Here is a 15,437-nt window from a genome sequence, read left to right as displayed (position 1 = left end):
AGGTCAGGCAACCAGCTTTTCCTGCTCGGCGAGGAACTCGTCGATCTTCTTCAGGTATTCCCGGTTGTCGTGATCCCAGGGGTGGAAGTCCGGGCGGTAGTAGTCGAAGTAGTTGACCAGCTGAACGCGCAGCATGCCGATGTCGCCCATGATGTAGCGGAAGAACTTGCGCCAGGCGTCGCTGTCAGCCAGCTTGCCTTCGTTGCGCACCACCATCAGGAACGAGGGCACCATGATGCCCCAGAAGATCATCGTGGCCAGCGTCATGCCCAGGGCGCGCGACGCATAGGCACGGGGACCGCGACCGATGGCCGCCTCCCAGGTGTCGTAGGCCACGGCCTTGTGCTCGGTTTCCTCGAGCGCATGCCACTTCCACAGCGCGGCATAGTGCGGCTCGGCACCCTCGACCAGACGCGGGTCACGCAGCACGCTGTCGGCCAGCAACCCGGTGAAGTGCTCCAGCGCGATGGTGCCGCTGAGCGAGAGCTCGTCGCCCAGGTACTTGCGCACGGAGTCCAGTGTGCCCTTGACGAAACGCTCGATCCTGCCCGCCACCGGGACATGCGCGAACAGGATCTCGTTGAGTTCCTCGTGCTCGCGACCGTGCATGGCTTCCTGGCCGATGAAGGCGGTGATGGCCTGCTTCAGCTCGGGATCGGTGATGCGATCGCGGTAGCTGCGCACGCTGTCGATGAAGAAGCGCTCGCCGATCGGCAGGAACAGCGAGAACGTGTTCAGGAACGCCGTGAAGATGGGGCCGGCCGGTTCGTGCCAGTCGCCGATGCGATCGGCAGGCAGCTTGAAGCGCAGATCGCGGCGCACAGGCATCACCATGGGCTGCAGGCGCGCCTGGAGTGCGGACGTGAGGGTAGTAGCCATGGCGGAGGTCCTCGAACTGATTCCGGAAGTTTCACAAAACGGCAGATACTGAAAATGACTGTCAAGTCACGATCATTCTGCCGCCAATCCGGTGTCCGCACAACACATCCGCCTGTCGTCCGATCAGAAGCTGCCGATGTAGAAATCACGCTGGATACGGTCGAGATTGGCCGGATCGTTGGCATAGCCGTTGAAATCGCTGACACCGGTCGTGCGCAGGATGTCCTCGTCCAGCCAGCAGACCTGGCCCTGCCCCGCCCCGCTGAGCAGCGCGAAAGCGGCATCGGCCATGATCGCCGGCGTGCGCGACACCGCCAGCCCGGCCTCGCCGGCGGTCATGCCCACCGCTGCCGTGGCGATCAGGGTCGCCGGCCACAGCGTCGACACGCGGATGCCACGCGCCTTCACCTCCTCGGCGAAACCGAGGCTGAGCAGGGTCATGGCGTACTTGGTCGAGGTGTAGGGCGCGAAGGCTCCCAGCCAGCCCGGATCCAGATTGATCGGCGGACACAGGTTGAGCACCTGGCCCTGCACCGCTGCCAGATGCGGCAGACACTCGCGCATGGTGATCAGCGGCGAACGCGTGTTGAGGGCGTGCATCAGGTCGTAGGCCTTGGTGGTGGTGGCCGCCACCGGTGTCACGCCGAGGAAGCCGGCGTTGTTGATCAGCACGTCAATGCGTCCGAACGTCTCCACGGTGCGGGCAACGGCCGCGACCAGCTGCGCCTCGTCGCGGGCATCCACCGCCAGCGGCAGCGCCTGGCCGCCAGCCGCGCGGATTTCCTCGGCCACCGAATGGATGGTGCCGGGCAGGCGCGCGTGCGGCGTGTCGGACTTGGCGGCGATGACCACGCTGGCGCCTTCGCGGGCCAGACGCAGGGCGATCTCGCGGCCGATGCCACGGCTGCCGCCGGTGATGAAAACGGTTCTGCCTTGCCACGAGGTCATGCGAGTCTCCAGAAAGGAATCAGCCACGGTAAAGAAGACGTCCGGCGGTCCGGAATGCCACGTCACTCAAACTGAACCGGATCATGGCACGGAACAGCCGGTTGGGCAGCAGCTGCCGCGATGCCACCATGGCATGGGCATCCACCCCGACCAGGTAGCGCAGACGGGTGCTGTCATCGTTGGCGGCCTGCCAGATCACCTCGGCGGCCTGCTCGCTGGTCGAGCCGGCCGCGCCGATGCGATCCATCACGCCCAGCATCTCGCCGGCGAAACGGTCGTAGTCACGAATGCCGGTGTCGGCGGCGCGGTCGCTGGAGCGCCCGAAGAAGTTGGTCTTCACGGCACCGGGCTCGATCAGCTTGACGCGGATGCCCAGCGACTCCAGCTCGTAGCTCAGGCCCTCGGTATAGCCCTCGACCGCGAACTTGCTGGCGTTGTAGACGCTGTACAGGGGCAGCGGAATGCGTCCGACCATGCTCGACACGTTGATCACCAGACCCTCGCCACGCGCGCGGAAATGCGGCAGAACGGCCCGGGTCACGGCCATCAGGCCGAACACGTTGGTGTCGAACTGGCGCCGGACCTGCTCGTCGCTGACGCACTCGAACGGCCCCATGAGGGCGTAGCCGGCGTTGTTCAGCAGCACGTCGATGTGGCCGGCACGGGCAATGGCCTCGCTCACCGCCATGCGGATGCTGGCATCGTCGTTGACATCCAGACCCAGGCAGATCACCCCGGGCAGGCGATTCAGCTCGGTTTCATGCTCGGGCGAACGCATGGTGGCGATGACCTGCCAGCCCTGGCGCTGGAAATGGAATGCCGTGGCGCGGCCGATGCCGGACGAGGTGCCGGTGATGAGGATGGTCTTGCGTTGGCGCATGGGTAGTGGCTCAGGTCAGTGGGATGGACAGGCTCAGGGAACGCGCTCGTCAGTGCGTCAGTGGAATCAGGCGCAGCGGCAGCCCGTCGGACGGAGACGGCAGGCTGGTGAAATTGACCGGCATCTCGTAGCGCTCGGGCAGCGACCAGCGGTAGCGCAGCAGCAGCTGGTGCAGGATGCTCTTGATCTGCAGGTCGGCGAAGTGCAGGCCGATGCACATGTGCGCACCGCCACCGAAGGGAATGTATTGATACGGGTGGCGCTTGTGCTCGGCCCGCTCCGGGGTGAAGCGGTCGGGATCGAAACGCTCCGGATCCGACCACCAGCGCCGCAGGCGATGGGTCACGTAGGGGCTGATCATCACCCGTGTGCCGGCCGGGATGCGCTGGCCGGCGACCTCGACATCCTTCACCGTGCGCCGGGGAATGCCGTGCACCGGCGAGAACAGGCGCAGCGATTCCTTGAGCACGCGGTCGGTCAGCTCCAGCGTCGCCAGGTCCTCGTGACGCAATGCCGGGCGCTGCAGGGCCTGGCACTCGGCACGCACGCGCTGCTGCCAGTCCGGGTGCTTGCCCAGGTAGTACATCACCGCGGTCAGCGTCAGCGTGGTGGTGTCATGTGCCGCCATCAGCATGAAGATCATGTGGTTGATCACGTCCTCGTCGCTGAAGCGGCGGCCCTGCTCGTCCTCGGCCAGGCAAAGCTGACTGAACAGGTCGCTGCCGGGACGGGCACGCCGTGTCGCGATGCGACTGGCGAAGAACTGTTCGAGGCGTCGCCGCGCACGCAGGCCGCGCCAGTGGCGCCCGCCGGGCACCGGATAGCGCAGCAGCGCGGTGCCGGCCAGCACGCAGTCGACGAAGTCGCGGTTGATGGCGTCGGCGGCCGGTCCCAGCTGCTCGCCCATGAACACCTCGGTGGCGATGTTCAGGGTCAGCTGCTTCATCCGGGCCAGCACGCGAAAGTCGCGGACGTCATGCCAGCTGTCCAGCTCGCGCGTGATCAGCGGGTTCATGCGCTGCTGGTATTCGACCAGCACCGGCTTCTTGAAGGCGGACTGCATGATGCCGCGATGCAGGCGGTGCTCGTCGAAATCGAGCAGCATCAACCCGCGCGTGAAGAAGCGGCCGATGAAGAAATCCCAGCCCTGGTGATTGGAAAAGGCCTGCTCGCTGTTGCGCAGCACCTGCTGGTTCACCTCCGGCCCGACCAGCGCGACCATGGTCTGGCCAAAGGCCGAGAGCCAGAACACCGGGCCGTAGCGGGCCTCCCAGCGCAACGCCATCTCCACCGGCCGGTAGAGAAAGTCCAGGCTGTGCCCGATCACCGGCAAGCCGGCCTGACCGGGCAGCGTGTCGCGCAGGCGCTGTCCCTGCAGGGTCGAGGCCAGCCAGCTCATGAACGGCCTCCGGTGGCCCGGGCCGCTTGCCCGACACCCGAGTGCGCGGCACCCGGATGCCCGGCACTCAGGCGCAGCACCTGCGCTTCCTCGCGCCCGAACAGGGTGCGCAAGGCAGCGGCCTGCTCGGCACGCCCCTTGCGGACCAGGCGGTCGCGCAGCGGTGGCAGGAAACGCATCAGGCTGTAGCGGCCGACCCGGGCCGGCAGGGTCAGCACCGGGTACCAGGGCAGGATGCCGCCGGGCAGGCCGAGCTGGTGCATCTGTTTCGCCGTCAGGAAATAGCGGCTGACGCTCAGGTGCTGGTGATAGGCCAGCCAGCGCTGCAGGGTCTGCAAGTGCGTGAAGTGGCGTGCCAACGGCTCGCGCGACAGCGCGTGACCGAGCTGGCGACTGGTGTCATCGGGCGGGCTCTGGGTCAGCACGGTGTGGTAGAGCAGCACGATGCCATCCTGCTCGCTGCGCGCCAGCCAGCCCGGTGACACGCCCATCAGCCAGCCCACGTAGGCCCACAGGTGCATGACCCCGCGCGACTCGCGCGGCGTGACCGGCAGACCCAGCTTTCGCAGCCCGCCCAGCATGGCCACCGAGAAGCCCAGGTAGGTGGCCACCATGTCGGTCTGGCTCAGGGGCACGCCCCAGTGATCCTCGTCCCAGTCCGGCTGGCGTGACAGGTGCTGGCGCACCAGCGCATGCACCAGCCGCACGTGCAGCGTCGACTGCCAGGCCATGCTGCCAGGCTGGTCGACATCGGGCTCGGTGCAATGCATCCACCAGGCCCCGGTTTCAGCGACCCGTGCCGAGGTGCCCTTGTCGAGCGCCCCGGTCTTGACCAGCGACTGGTTGAAGCCGGACATCAGGTAACCGCCCATCAGGGCGAGGTCGCGCAGCACCCAGTTGGCATGCAGACCGACCCCCTGCACGAAGCGCACGCCATCCTGGATGGCCTCGGGCTCGATCCAGCGTGGCGGCTGACGCAAGCCGTCAAAGAACACCCGCAGCGCCTGCGGGCAGTCAGGAATGGCCTCGACTCCCTCGCGCACCGCACGCATGAACAGCGCCCGGCCGGTGGCCATGCCAACTTCCTGCATCCAGGCCACCACGGCATCCATGGCCGGATCGCCGACGCGGAGGTCGTCACAGGCAGCGGCATATTCCTCGGCGGTCGGTGCCAGCGGGCGACCGAGCAGCAGACGCAGCGGCAGCGGCGTGGGCCTCTGCGTCTTGGCAAACGGCCGCGCGCGCGTCGGCACGGGCAGGCGGCCGGACGATGCGGCAGACACGCGGGCCGGGGACGCATGCAGGGCGGCTGACGTGAACATGGGTACTCTCCACCGGCGACGGCCGGACTGCGACGTTGACCCAACCTTAATGCGAAACTATATTCGCATTCAATTCGCATTCCGGTGAACAGTCATATGCGCAAGCGCCCGCAGCAGGAACGCTCACGACAGATGGTGGAGAGCCTGATCGATGCCACCGAGCAGTGCATCGCCCGGCACGGACTGGATGGCACCACGACCCCGCGCATCGCCGAGATCGCCGGCGTCAGCGTGGGCTCGCTGTACCAGTATTTCGACGACAAGGAGGGTCTGATCGAGGCACTGATCACGCGTCAGGCCGACCTGATCACGCGCGGCCTCAAGAGCCTGCCGATGGATGACAGCGCCAGCCTGCGTGACCTTATCGCGACCTCGGTGCGCTTCGGCGTCGCCCTGCTCGACTCCAGCCATGGCGTGTATCTGGAGCTGGTGCGCAACTGGCACCGGCTGCCCACGCAGCGGGTCGCCGACGCCTTGCAGCAGCACTTCATGGAAACCACGCACAGCTACCTGCTCAAGCATCACCGCACGCTGCGCGTGGAAAACCTGCAGGCCAAGGTCTTCATCATCGTCAACAGCACGCTGTTCACGCTGGTGAGGCTGATCAGCCAGGACAACCCGCTGCTGACCAAGGCACTGATTGCCGACGAGCTGATCGAGATGATCACGCGCTACATGGAGCCGCTGCCGGACTGAATGCGCCGACCACTGTCCGGGCTCAGTACCACAGGCGCAGACCGGCCACCACCGTGGTGTCACCGACCTGATCACCTTCGGCGCGGGCGAGGTCAGCCGTGCGGCCATGCTTGAGCTGCCGGACCAGACCGACGTAGGGGGCGATCTCGCGGCGAATCTCGTAGCGCAGACGCAGTCCCCATTCGCTGTCACTGAGACCGCGCCCCTGCCTGAGCGCCTCGTCGTCGTGCCCGAGCACGTTGAGCTCGACCTGCGGCTGCAGGATCAGGCGATTGGTGATGAGCAGCGCATACTCGCCCTTGAGCCGCAGCATGCTGCGACCCGATGTCCCGACATAGGCCGTGGCCTCGGTCTCGAACCAGTAAGGCGCCAGCCCGCGTACACCGGCCGCGACCCAGTTCCGACGCTCGCCGTCCTCACGATCCTGACGCACGCCCAGCGTGGTGTCCCACCAGCGTGACACGGCATGACTCCAGAACAGGGAGGTCTCCTGCTCGATCTCGCCGCCCTGCGCCCGCTCGCCCTCGGAGGCCAGCCAGACGCGGTCGAACGGACCACCCCAGCTGACGCTGCCATCCCAGGCCACCGCGCGCCCCGCGTCACCATTGACCGTTTCCAGCTCGTCGATGCGCAGCAGGCTGACACGTGCCGGGGCCATGTGTCCGGCGGCACCGTGATCAGTGGCCGCGTGCGGCATGGCATGACCATCATGGATGTCATGCGCCATGTGATCGCCATGACCGGTGTGCGCTGCGCTGTCCGCCGCCAGCGTGGCAGCCGGCACCAGGGCCAGCATCAGACCGATGCCGGCTGTCGTGACCAGAAAACGGCTCATGTGCTGCCCTCCGCCTCGATCACGTGAACCTCGCGGAACATCCCGCTTTCCATGTGGAACAGCAAGTGACAATGGAACGCCCAGCGCCCCGGCGCATCCGCCGTGACACGGAAGCTGCGCCGGGTGCCGGGTGGCATGCTGATGGTGTGCTTGCGCACCTGGAAGCGACCGTCGGCATCCTCCAGATCACTCCACATGCCATGCAGGTGGATGGGGTGCTCCATCATGGTGTCGTTGACGAGGGTGATGCGCAGGCGCTCGCCCAGGCGCATCACCAGCGGCTCGGCTTCGTTGAAGCGTATGCCGTTGAACGACCAGACGTAGCGCTCCATGTGGCCGGTCAGGTGCAGCTCGATGTCGCGACCCGGAGCGCGTCCGTCGGGATCGGCGAAGGTGCTGCGCAAGTCGGCGTAGGTCAGCACCCGGCGTCCGTTGCCACGCAGGCCGATGCCGGGATCGTCGAGGCGCGGCGCAGGCATCTCGGCCTGCATGTCGACGCCCGGATTGTTGCGCTCGCTGGCCGGGTGTGTCTGCATCGCGGGGACCGCTGCCACCGGTGCGGCATGACCGGAATGATCCTCATGGCCGGCATGCGCGTCGTGTCCACCATGTCCTGCATGCATGTCATGACCTGAGTGGCCCGTATGCCCGGCAGCAGGCACCGGTGCGGCATGGCCGGCATGATCACCATGGCTGCCATGCCCCATGTCCGTCATGGTCAGCAGCGGTCGCGGATCCACCGCCGGCACCGCGGCCGCAAGCCCGGCCCGGGTGGCCAGCGTGGCGCGGGCATAGCCGCTGCGATCCATGTTCCGGGCAAAGATGGTGTATGCCTGCAGATCACCAGGACGCACCAGCACATCCAGCGTTTCGGCCACCCCGAGTCGGAACTCCTCGATCTCGACCGGCTGCACGGGCTGACCGTCAGCGGCGATCACGGTCATGCGCAGACCGGGGATGCGCACGTCGAAATAGGTCATGGCAGCACCGTTGATGAAGCGCAGGCGCACGGTTTCGCCGGGCGCGAACAGCCCGGTCCAGTTGCCGGCCGGCGTGCTGCCGTTGATCAGGTAGGTGTACGCCGCTGCCGACACATCGGCGAGGTCGGTGGGGTTCATGCGCATCTCGCCCCAGGCGGCACGGTCAGCCAGCGCCGCACGCCAGCCGTCACGGCGTGCCTCGCGGAACAGGTCAACGAGGGTACGCTGGCCATGGTTGAAGTAATCGCCCTGCTTGCGCAGGCGATCCAGCAGATGATGCGGGTCGCGGTCGGTCCAGTCCGACAGCAGCACCACGTGATCGCGCTGGTAGCGATGCAGCTCGGGCCCGGCCGGATCAATGATCAGCGCGCCATAGAGGCCGAGCTGCTCCTGCATGGCGGAATGACCGTGATACCAGTAGGTGCCGTGCTGGCGCAGCGGAAAGTGGTAGTCGTAGGTCTCGCCGGGCGCGATGCCGTCAAAGCTGAGTCCGGGCACGCCGTCCATGGTGGCGGGCAGCAGCAAGCCGTGCCAGTGAATGGAGCTGGTCACCGGCAGCGTGTTGCGCACCCGCAGGGTGACGTGGTCGCCCTCGCGCAGGCGCAGCACAGGCGCCGGCAGCGAGCCGTTGACGGTGACTGCGGTGGCAGCCCGCCCGGTCAGATTCACCGCCTGGCTGCCGATGCGCAGGGCAATGTCGCTGCCGGTCAGCACCGCTGGCGCCAGCGGGCTCGCCGGGCCGGCTGCCCAGGCGCCGGGCACCCCCAGACTGACGGCGGCACCGCTCATGGCGAGACCCTGCACGAAGCGCCGCCGGCTGACGGGCTGCGCCAGCGCACCGGCGACGGATCGGTGTTCAGGTGCATCGTTCATCGTCATGTCTCCTTGCGTGTCGCGCACGGTCCGGAATCGCGGACCACGCCATCGGCCAGACCGCTCAGGATCGGACAGTCCGGACGTGCATCGCCGTGACAGCTGCGCGCCAGTCCGGCCAGTGCGTCACGCATCGCCGTCAGCTCGCGAATGCGCGCATCCAGCTCGGCCACATGGGCGCTGGCCAGGCGCTTGACCTCCTGGCTGCTGCGACCGGGATTGCGCCAGAGCGACAGCAGATCACTGACCTGGGGCAGTGAAAACCCCATCAGCCGGGACTGGCGGATGAAGCGCAGGGTGTCGACATCCGAGGCGCTGAACAGGCGGTAACCTGCCTCGCTGCGCAACCCCGGCGTGATCAGGCCCTGGGCCTCGTAATGCCGGATCATCTTGGCGCTGACGCCGGAACGTCGCGCCGCTTCGCCGATGTTCATCGCGGGGTCTCCTCATCATCACGCTCAGGGTGCCACACGGTCAGGCGCAGGGCATTGGTCACCACGCTGACACTCGAAAAGGCCATCGCTGCCCCCGCAACCACCGGGCTCAGGTAGCCCAGCGCCGCGAGGGGAATGCCCACCACATTGTAGGCGAAGGCCCAGAACAGGTTCTGCCGGATGGTGCGCCAGGTGCGCCGCGAAATCGCGATGGCATCGACGATCAGGCGCGGATCGCCGCGCATCAGCGTGACCTTGGCGGTGTGCATGGCGACATCGGTGCCATCGCTCATGGCCATGCCGACATCGGCCGTGGCCAGCGCCGGGGCATCGTTGATGCCATCACCGACCATGGCGGTGACGCCGCGCGCGCGCAGTCGCGTCAGCACCTCGGCCTTCTGCGCCGGCAGCACCTCGGCCACCACCTCGGTGATGCCGAGCTGATCGGCCACCACGCGCGCGCTGCCGGCGTTGTCGCCCGTGAGCATGACCGGCGTGATGCCCAGCGCCTGCAGCCGGCGCACGGCCTCGGCCGCCTCGGGACGGATCTGGTCACGAAAGGCCAGGAAGCCCGCCGTCTGGCTGGCACCGGCCCGGGCCAGCCATGACACCGAGGCGCCCTCGGCCTCGAACGCGGCAGCACGCGACTCCGCCTCGCCCAGCGCCACCCCCGACTCGGCCATGAGCTGTCTGTTGCCCAGCAGCCAGGTCTCGCCGGGCTGCTCCGCCTCGGCACCGGGCACGGGAGCCAGCTCGCCCTGCACACCACGTCCCGGCACCGCACGCACGTTCACGGCCGCCATGGCGGTCACGTTGCTGGCAGCCACGAAGGTCTGCAGCGCATGCGCCAGCGGGTGGTCGCTGTCGGCCTGCAGACCGGCGGCGCGGGCCAGCACCTCACCTTCATGCGCGATCAGCGCCGGCTTGCCCAGCGTCAGCGTGCCGGTCTTGTCGAACGCCACCACACGCACCTGATGCGTGGTCTCCAGCGCCTCGGCGTCCTGGATCAGGATGCCGCGACGCGCCGCCACCCCGGTACCCGCCATGATCGCGGTCGGCGTCGCCAGCCCCAGCGCACAGGGGCAGGCGATCACCAGCACGGCCACGGCATGGATGATCGCGGTTTCGGCATTGGCACCGGCGAGCCACCAGCCCAGTGCCGTGACCAGCGCGATCACCAGCACCACCGGCACGAACACCGCGCTGACGCGGTCAACCTGGCGCTGGATAGGCGCCTTGGCCGCCTGTGCCGCCTCGACCTGATGAATGATGCGCGCCAGCAGCGTGTCGGCACCGATCGCCGTGACCCGGACGCGCAGCACGCCATCGCCACTGATTGCGCCACCGGCCACCCGGTCGCCGGGTTCGCGCGGCACCGGACGGCTTTCGCCGGTAAGCAGCGACTCGTCCACCAGACTGCGGCCGGCGAGAATCACGCCATCCACCGGAATGCGCTCGCCGGGACGCACCAGCACCTCGTCATCGACGCGAATCCGTGCCAGTGGCAGGGTCCGTTCCTCCCCGTCGCGAATCACCCGCGCCGTGTCCGGGCGCAGTGCCTGCAGGGCACGGATGGCCGCCGTGGTCTGGCGGCGTGCGCGCGTTTCCAGCCATTTGCCGAGCAGCACCAGGGTGATGACCGCCGCCGAGGCCTCGAAATACAGATGGGAATGGCCATCAGGATGACTGAGCATCTGCTGCAGGCTGAGCCCGTAGGCCGCCGTGGTGCCCAACGCCACCAGCAGATCCATGTTGCCGGTACGCGCCTTGAGCGCATGCCAGCCGGCACGATAGAAACGCGCACCGAACACGAACTGCACCGGGGTGGCGAGCAGGAACTGCACGCTGGCCGGCAGCACGGCATGCACGCCGGCAGCCATGGCCAGCATGGGCAGCACCAGTGGCAGCGTCAGCAGAATGGCCAGCCAGAGGTGCCAGGTCTCGCGGCGTGCCTGCGCATCAAGGGCGTCGGCTGCCTCCGGCGTGTCCTCACGCACGACATACCCGGCCGCCTCCACCGCCGCCCGGATGGCCGCCGGGGTCACCTCGGGAGCAGCCTCCAGAGTGGCTGCCTCGGTGGCCAGGTTCACCGACACTGACTGCACACCGGGCAGACGCTGCAAGGCCGTTTCGACATGACGCACGCAGGACGCGCAGGTCATGCCGTTGATGCCGATCTGATGGCGCATGATCAGCCTCCCGGCGTAGCCGGATAGCCCGCCTCGGTAACCAGCGTGCACAGGGTCGCGTCCGGCAGCGACGAGGTGACGGTGACCCGGCCGGCGCTGCGCTCGACATGCACCACCGCATCGGGATCAGCGGCCTGGATGGCACGGGTGATGGCTGCCTCGCAACGGCCGCAGCCCATGCCTGACACGTGCAGAATCGTCATGATGACCTCCTCGTTGAACCGTCCCGGGACGGGATGAGGTCAGCTTGCACCTTCCCACAGGGGCAAGGTCAAGCACCCATGTCGCTTGTCACGCGACCGTGTGCATGACCCTGAAATACCCGCTCATCAGGCGCGCCGACCACGAGCGCGCGGCCCAGCCCTCGTAGTGCGCACAGTGGCTGCCCTCGGCCGTGGTCACCAGGATCACGTTGGGCATCGCGAGCATGGTCGGCAGCCAGGGCGTGAGGTTGCCGATGCGGCAAACCGGGTCATCCTCGGCATTCAGCACCATCAGCGGCACACGAATGCGCTCGAACACGTGCATGGGGTTGCTGGCACGGTCATAGGCCGCGTAGTCGGGGTGGCCAGCGAGCTCGAACTGCGCCCGATGCAAGCTGGCCAGATCCTCCGCTGCCTGCAGGCGCGGCAGCGTGGACAGATGCGCCAGGCGCGTGTGGTTGGGCGTGATGAACTGGCGCTGCAGCTTCCTCGCCATCATCCGGCTGTAGCGCGGATGCACGACATCGAGACCGGCGTCGGTGTCATAGCCCGGGCAGTAGGCAAAGCCGGCGCGGAACGGTGCGGCCTCGCCCTCCTCACCCAGGTAGCGCACCAGCAGGCCGGAGCCGGCCGAGGAGCCGACCGCGTACAGCGGAGAATCGGGAAAGCGTCTGCGAATGACCGCCAGCTGCTCGCGCAGGTCATCGGTGCAACCGAACAGATTCATGCGCGGCGTCACCAGCGGCAGGTCGGCATGACCGCGACGCAGGCAGAGCACCACGCGCCAGCCGGTACCCCGGCGCAGGTCGCGCACCAGCTCGGCCATGCTGTCCGGCGAGCCGGTGATGGTGTGCAGCACCACGATGGTCGGCGTGTCAGCCGGCAGGTCGTGACCGCACCAGTACAGCGCCGTCAGCCCGCCATCGCGCATGGTCAGCCGCTCGCGGTGGTCATAGAGTGCCGCGCGGCGCTGGCGCCGCTGCTGGCTGATCTTGCGCAGGCTGTAGAAGATCAGTTGCGCGTGCGCATTGAACAGCCAGGGCGTGGGGGTGAAGTCGGTCTGAAGCGGCGGCAACGCCGCCACCACCTCACGGTTGCGCGGGCTGTCGTGGCAGATCACCTGCGGCCGGCGACCGCGCCCCACCCATCCTGCGGGCACCTGACCGGATGCGCTCATGCCGGCTTCGCCAGACCCGCCGCAGCCAGCGCGGCCGGAAAACGCTGGTTCATCTCGCCGGCCAGCGCCTGCAGGCCGCTGAGGGGACGGATCATGACCTCGAACTCGGCAATGCGACCCTGCTCGTCGAAGCGGATCATGTCGATGCCTTTCAGCTCGCGGTCGCCGACGCGGGCGCTGAACTCCAGCACCACGCTCAGACCGTCTCCGGTGGCGAACTCGCGGTGGTAGGCGAAGTCCTCGAACACACCGATGACGGTGGAGAGAATCACGTGCAGCACCGGCGCCGTGTGATAGGGCTTGAACACCGCCGGCGAGCGGAAGGTGACATCCGGCCGGGTGATGTCGAGCAGACCGGTAAAGTCACGGCTGGCGATCATGGCGTGCCAGCGCGCCAGTGACGCAGCGACGGCGGGGGCAAGGTGCAAGGCAGTAGTCATGGGTGGCTCCTGATTCGGTCAAGACGGCCAGTGCTGGCCGTCGGGTCAGATCGCGGCGGCGAGGCGCACGCCCTGGTTGATGGCGCGGCGGGCGTCCAGCTCGGCAGCGACATCCGCGCCCCCGATGAGATGTACGCTCAGTCCGGCCGCGACCAGATCGGCGTGCAGCTCGCGCTGCGGCTCCTGACCGGCGCAGATGATCACGTGATCGACATCCAGCACGCGCGGCTCGTCATTGATGCGCACGTGCAGGCCGGCGTCATCGATGCGCTCGTACTGCACCGCCGGCACCATCTTCACCTGGCGCGCGGCCAGCCCGGCGCGATGAATCCAGCCCGTGGTCTTGCCGAGGCCATCGCCGACCTTGGATGCCTTGCGCTGCAGCAGGAAGACCTCGCGCGGCGACGCCTCGACCTCGGCCTGCATCATGCCGCCCGCCTCGCGGTAATCCTTGTCGATGCCCCACTCGCGGTTGAACTTGTCGGCATCCAGACTCGCGCTGGTGCCGCTGTGGGTCAGGTACTCGCTGACATCGAAGCCGATGCCGCCAGCGCCAATCACCGCCACCTTGGCCCCGACCGGGCGCTTGTCGCGCAGCACATCCAGATAGTTCAGCGCCTTGTCGTGCTCGACCCCAGGGATGGCCGGCGTTCGCGGCACGATGCCGGTGGCCAGCACGACCTCATCGTAGCCGCCCTCACGCAGCTGCTCCGCGCTGACGCGCGTGTTGAGCTTCAGCTGCACGCCATGCTTGTCGACCATGCGGCTGAAATAGCGAATGGTCTCGTGGAACTCTTCCTTGCCCGGCACCTGCTTGGCGATGTTGAACTGGCCGCCGATCTCGCTGGCGGCATCGAACAGGGTGACGTCATGGCCGCGCTCGGCGGCGGTGACCGCGAAGCCCAGGCCAGCCGGGCCGGCGCCCACCACCGCGATGCGCTTGGGCGCGGCCACCGGGGTGATGGGAATCTCGGTTTCGTGGCAGGCGCGCGGATTCACCAGGCAGCTGGTGATCTTGAGCTGGAAAGTCTGGTCGAGACAGGCCTGATTGCAGCCGATGCAGGTGTTGATCTCGTCGCTCAGGCCCTGCTCCGCCTTGCGCACGAAATCGGCATCCGCCAGGAAGGGACGCGCCATCGACACCATGTCGGCGTGGCCGTCGGCCAGTACCTGCTCCGCCACTTCCGGCGTATTGATGCGGTTGGTCGTCACCAGCGGAATCTTCACCTTGCCCATCATGCGCTGGGTCACCCAGGTGAAACCGGCACGCGGCACCTTGGTCGCGATGGTCGGGATACGCGCCTCATGCCAGCCGATGCCGGTATTGATGATGGTCGCGCCCGCCGCCTCGATGGCCTGCGCCAGCTGCACCGTCTCCTCGAAGGTCGAGCCGCCCTCGACCAGATCCAGCATGGACAGACGATAGATGATGATGAAGTTAGGCCCCACGCGCTCACGCACGCGGCGCACGATCTCGACCGGGAAACGCATGCGCTTCTCGTAGCTGCCGCCCCACGCGTCATCGCGGTGATTGGTCCGCGCTGCGATGAACTGGTTGATGAGATAGCCCTCGGAGCCCATGACCTCGACGCCGTCATAGCCGGCCTGCTGCGCCAGCGCCGCGCAGCGCGCGAAGCTCTCGATGGTGTCCAGCACTTCCTCATGCGTCAGCGCGTGGGGCTTGAACGGATTGATCGGCGCCTTCACCGCGCTCGCCGACACCAGACCCGGCTGATACGAATAGCGCCCGGTGTGCAGGATCTGCATGGCGATCTTGCCGCCTTCGCGATGCACCGCCTCGGTGATCACGCGGTGGTGCCCGGCCTCTTCCGGCGTGGTCAGCTTGGCGCCACCGGCGAAGACCAGACCGCGCTCATCCGGCGAGATGCCCCCCGTCACAATCAGGCCGACGCCGCCGCGAGCACGCTCGGCGTAGAACGCGGCCATGCGCTCGAAACCGTGCTCGGCCTCTTCCAGACCCAGATGCATGGAGCCCATGAGCACGCGGTTCTTCAGGGTGGTGAAGCCGAGGTCCAGCGGCGCGAGGAGGTTCGGGTAGAGCGTCGACGACATGATGAGGCACCTTTGTTTTGTCGTTTGGTCTTGCAATCTTTTATGCAACTGATTGCATATTTATAGCTGACGACTGCGTGAATTGCAACTAGTTGCAGAATCGCACTAT

14 protein-coding genes are annotated in these 15,437 nt (G+C 67.3%); 1 reads left to right on the top strand and 13 read right to left on the bottom strand.

Annotated elements, in window-relative coordinates; translation table 11 throughout:
• Positions 1-3 precede the first annotated feature (3 nt).
• The 5 genes from F595_RS0108555 to F595_RS13500 form a co-directional block, all read right to left on the bottom strand.
• The gene (locus F595_RS0108555; RefSeq protein WP_022956450.1) at positions 4-879 is read right to left on the bottom strand and encodes a metal-dependent hydrolase; all 876 of its coding nucleotides are present in this window, start codon (positions 877-879) and stop codon (positions 4-6) included.
• A gap of 123 nt (positions 880-1,002) precedes the next feature.
• Positions 1,003-1,827 (bottom strand): SDR family oxidoreductase, encoded by an 825-nt coding sequence (locus F595_RS0108550; RefSeq protein WP_022956449.1) that lies wholly within the window; start codon positions 1,825-1,827, stop codon positions 1,003-1,005.
• 19 nt (positions 1,828-1,846) lie between these two features.
• Positions 1,847-2,707 carry an SDR family oxidoreductase gene (locus tag F595_RS0108545; protein ID WP_022956448.1) on the bottom strand — a complete coding sequence of 287 codons (861 nt, stop codon included), beginning with the start codon at positions 2,705-2,707 and terminating at the stop codon, positions 1,847-1,849.
• 49 nt (positions 2,708-2,756) lie between these two features.
• A complete protein-coding gene (locus F595_RS0108540; protein WP_022956447.1) occupies positions 2,757-4,106 on the bottom strand; it encodes a cytochrome P450 in 1,350 nt (449 codons plus the stop codon).
• On the bottom strand, positions 4,103-5,428 hold the full coding sequence (locus tag F595_RS13500) for an oxygenase MpaB family protein (RefSeq protein WP_022956446.1): 1,326 nt from the start codon (positions 5,426-5,428) through the stop codon (positions 4,103-4,105). The genes F595_RS0108540 and F595_RS13500 overlap by 4 nt, the downstream gene beginning before the upstream one ends.
• A 96-nt stretch (positions 5,429-5,524) precedes the next feature.
• Here F595_RS13500 and F595_RS0108530 point away from each other — a divergent pair, with 96 nt between their 5' ends.
• The gene (locus F595_RS0108530; protein ID WP_022956445.1) at positions 5,525-6,124 is read left to right on the top strand and encodes a TetR/AcrR family transcriptional regulator; all 600 of its coding nucleotides are present in this window, start codon (positions 5,525-5,527) and stop codon (positions 6,122-6,124) included.
• Positions 6,125-6,146: 22 nt separating this feature from the next.
• Here F595_RS0108530 and F595_RS0108525 read toward each other — a convergent pair whose 3' ends face one another.
• The 8 genes from F595_RS0108525 to F595_RS0108490 form a co-directional block, all read right to left on the bottom strand.
• Positions 6,147-6,959 (bottom strand): copper resistance protein B, encoded by an 813-nt coding sequence (locus F595_RS0108525; RefSeq protein ID WP_022956444.1) that lies wholly within the window; start codon positions 6,957-6,959, stop codon positions 6,147-6,149.
• Entirely contained in the window at positions 6,956-8,773 is a 1,818-nt protein-coding gene (locus F595_RS0108520) for a copper resistance system multicopper oxidase (protein ID WP_026913407.1), read from the bottom strand. The genes F595_RS0108525 and F595_RS0108520 overlap by 4 nt, the downstream gene beginning before the upstream one ends.
• 41 nt (positions 8,774-8,814) lie before the next feature.
• A complete protein-coding gene (cueR, locus tag F595_RS13495; RefSeq protein ID WP_022956442.1) occupies positions 8,815-9,246 on the bottom strand; it encodes a Cu(I)-responsive transcriptional regulator in 432 nt (143 codons plus the stop codon).
• Positions 9,243-11,435, bottom strand: coding sequence for a heavy metal translocating P-type ATPase (locus F595_RS13490; protein WP_022956441.1), 2,193 nt, complete (start codon positions 11,433-11,435; stop codon positions 9,243-9,245). Before F595_RS13490 ends, cueR begins: the two co-directional genes overlap by 4 nt.
• 2 nt (positions 11,436-11,437) lie before the next feature.
• Positions 11,438-11,638, bottom strand: a complete 201-nt coding sequence (locus F595_RS0108505) for a heavy-metal-associated domain-containing protein (protein WP_022956440.1) — start codon at positions 11,636-11,638, stop codon at positions 11,438-11,440.
• A gap of 88 nt (positions 11,639-11,726) precedes the next feature.
• Positions 11,727-12,815, bottom strand: coding sequence for a YheT family hydrolase (locus F595_RS0108500; protein WP_051144674.1), 1,089 nt, complete (start codon positions 12,813-12,815; stop codon positions 11,727-11,729).
• On the bottom strand, positions 12,812-13,255 hold the full coding sequence (locus F595_RS0108495) for a nuclear transport factor 2 family protein (protein ID WP_022956438.1): 444 nt from the start codon (positions 13,253-13,255) through the stop codon (positions 12,812-12,814). The genes F595_RS0108500 and F595_RS0108495 overlap by 4 nt, the downstream gene beginning before the upstream one ends.
• Before the next feature lie 45 nt (positions 13,256-13,300).
• Complete coding sequence (locus F595_RS0108490) at positions 13,301-15,328, bottom strand: NADPH-dependent 2,4-dienoyl-CoA reductase (RefSeq protein ID WP_022956437.1); 2,028 nt, start codon at positions 15,326-15,328, stop codon at positions 13,301-13,303.
• Between the last annotated feature and the right edge of the window lie 109 nt (positions 15,329-15,437).

It is taken from the genome of Perlucidibaca piscinae DSM 21586 (assembly GCF_000420045.1).
Taxonomy (GTDB): Bacteria; Pseudomonadota; Gammaproteobacteria; order Pseudomonadales; family Moraxellaceae; genus Perlucidibaca; species Perlucidibaca piscinae.
The sequence above is the reverse complement of the archived record's forward strand: the minus strand, read 5'-3'. Positions and strand labels throughout refer to the sequence as shown.